Raw genomic sequence first — 1,428 nt, forward strand, 5'->3', positions numbered from 1 at the left:
TCGCAAAGCCACGGGACGTTAGCAGCAATACCATAAAAACGCAACGCTTATAAATGAATTCCATAATTAATTTATATCTAATAATCGGTCTTTTTCTAATTGTAACTTTAGTAGTTATGGGATTTGTAATACCTCATACTCTAAAATTTTTTAGGAACCGAAAAATCTACAATCAATCATTAATATTGAATATTTGCTTATTGGTAATTGGAATCGGATTACAATATGTAGAAAATCAAAACTGTGACGATAAGCGTTTAATGTTTTACCCTTTATGTCCTATAATATTTCTTTTACTTTATAAATTATCTGACAATATTGCCTTAAAAAAATTAAATAGGCATATGTTTTACTTAACTATGTGGCAATTTAGAGATGAAGAATCCGCTAAATCAACAATAATAGAAAATGTTGCTCAATATTTAATCTTTTTTCTCTCTATTTATATTCCAACATATATTGGTTTTTGGGTTGTAAATAATTGGTACAGCTGCTAACAGCGGTTTTCTGCAATGGCGGGTTTGGGGATTTTTTGGAATGGTTAGTGAGTGTATTTCTTCTTTAAAAAGAAGTTTTTTCTTTACTACTTTTCGGTATATTTGTAAACGTCAGTAATAAAAAACCGCCACTGACAGAAAGCCGGCGGGACGTTATGCGTCACCATATACCAACGATACGAATGAAAAACCTTAAAGAATTATTTATTAACAAATCTTTGAAAAGTGGTGGCTTCTATGAATTATCAATACAAGTTTGCGAAAGTTCAAATAATTTACCAATCCAACTCTATACTGATTTCGTTTGGAGCTTAGAAAATGTACTCGGGCCTTTTAATAAAGAATTTGATAAAATTGAAATAAATTTAAAAAATATTGAACATAATGGAATTGTCAAATTCAACAATAAGTATATTCCTTTCTTAACTTTTAATATTCGAGAAGAATCTCCTGTAGAAACAGGTTATAATTGGTTTGACATTTGTTTTTATTCTTCTGCAATCGAAAGTATTTTTGGAGAAGAATATACAACGTGGTCAGAAAATCCAAAATCTCCAGTAGAAATTGACGAGTTCTTTAAATTTACATTGAAAAACCTATATAATATTTTTCCATTCAAACTTGCGATAATTGATTTTGAAGCTTCAGGGCAATATTATTTAAATGACTTAAAAGACAAGATTGAACTTATGTGGAATCATCCAAAGTTTTATATTGGAAAGGAAAACTATAAACTGATTTTAGAATCAAATAAAAAATTTTGTAGCATTATTGAAGAAATTTAAAAACAATGGCGAACGCATAACAGCGGTTTTGCGAAATTTGGGCTTAAAGGTTTAATGGAAGGATCTTTTTGTATATTTGGCTTTAGTCCGAATGGAATGGTTTGGGGCAATATAAACCCAAACTTCGCAAAGCCGGCGGGACGTTA

The 1,428-nt window shown here is 30.0% G+C and carries 1 protein-coding gene; it reads left to right on the forward strand.

Annotated elements, in window-relative coordinates; all coding sequences use genetic code 11:
- The first annotated feature begins 679 nt into the window (after positions 1-679).
- On the forward strand, positions 680-1,282 hold the full coding sequence (locus FCR2A7T_RS13315; protein WP_023571826.1) for a hypothetical protein: 603 nt from the start codon (positions 680-682) through the stop codon (positions 1,280-1,282).
- Positions 1,283-1,428 lie beyond the last annotated feature (146 nt).

Source organism: Flavobacterium cauense R2A-7 (assembly GCF_000498475.1).
Taxonomy (GTDB): Bacteria; Bacteroidota; Bacteroidia; order Flavobacteriales; family Flavobacteriaceae; genus Flavobacterium; species Flavobacterium cauense.